The organism is Micromonospora sp. NPDC047753 (assembly GCF_040642735.1).
Taxonomy (GTDB): Bacteria; Actinomycetota; Actinomycetes; order Mycobacteriales; family Micromonosporaceae; genus Micromonospora.
The window spans coordinates 1-1,236 of the sequence record NZ_JBEYSL010000877.1 but is presented as its reverse complement, the minus strand read 5'-3'; the positions used below and the strand labels follow the sequence as shown (position 1 = coordinate 1,236).

General features: G+C 70.6%; 1 pseudogene. It reads left to right on the top strand.

What is annotated here, in order from left to right:
• Positions 1-85: 85 nt before the first annotated feature.
• Positions 86-1,236 (top strand): annotated as a pseudogene (locus tag ABZ749_RS35400) (aminotransferase class V-fold PLP-dependent enzyme); the annotation flags it as partial.

Genomic DNA, 1,236 nt, shown 5'->3' with positions numbered 1-1,236 from the left:
ACCTTGTCGACGTTGCCGTTGGCGCCCGCCGGGTAGACGTCGTACGCCTTGTAGCCGATGGTGGCCGGCGGCATCAGCGTGGTCAGCGGCGCGGCTCGCGGCCGGGTTGCGCGCCGGTGGGGTGGACGTCGCGGACGTCGCGTTCTTCGACACCGTCACCGCGACCGTGCCTGGAAGGGCCGCCGAGGTGGTGGCCGCCGCCGCGGAGCGTGGTGTCAACCTGCGTTTGGTCGACGCCGACCGGGTGGGGGTGTCCTGCGACGAGACCACCACCGACGCGCACCTGGCGCAGGTGTGGGCGGCGTTCGGGGTGCCCACGTTCGACGGCGACGCGGACGCGGCGCTGCCCGTCGACCTGATTCGCGGTAGCGACTTCCTCACCCACCCGGTGTTCCGCAGCCACCACTCGGAGACGGCGATGCTGCGCTACCTGCGGCGGTTGTCGGACTTCGACTACGCCCTGGACCGGGGCATGATCCCGCTCGGGTCGTGCACGATGAAGCTGAACGCGACCACCGAGATGGAGCCGGTCAGCTGGGCGGAGTTCGCGAACATCCACCCGTTCGCCCCGGACGCGCAGACCGCCGGGTACCGGGAGATGATCGGTCAGCTGGAGTCATGGCTGGCCGAGGTGACCGGGTACGACGCGGTCAGCGTGCAGCCCAACGCCGGTTCGCAGGGTGAGCTGGCCGGCCTGTTGGCGATCCGCTCGTACCACGCGTCGCGGGGGGAGACGCACCGCGACGTCTGTCTGATCCCGTCGTCGGCGCACGGCACGAACGCGGCGTCGGCGGTGATGGCCGGGATGCGGGTCGTGGTGGTGGCCTGCGACGACGACGGCAACGTCGACCTCGTCGACCTGGACGCGAAGATCGACAAGCACCGCGACGCGCTCGCCGCGATCATGGTGACGTACCCGTCCACGCACGGTGTGTACGAGACGGGCATCGCGTCGCTGTGCGCGAAGGTCCACGACGCGGGCGGGCAGGTGTACGTCGACGGGGCGAACCTCAACGCCCTGGTCGGGTTCGCCAAGCCCGGCAAGTTCGGCGCGGACGTGTCGCACCTGAACCTGCACAAGACGTTCTGCATCCCGCACGGCGGCGGCGGCCCGGGGGTGGGCCCGGTGGCGGTGCGCGCGCACCTGGCGCCGTTCCTGCCCGGCGCCCTACTACGACGGGGTGCACTTCTTCTACGAGTGGGCGCGCAACTACGTCAAGGAGGTGCACTTCGACT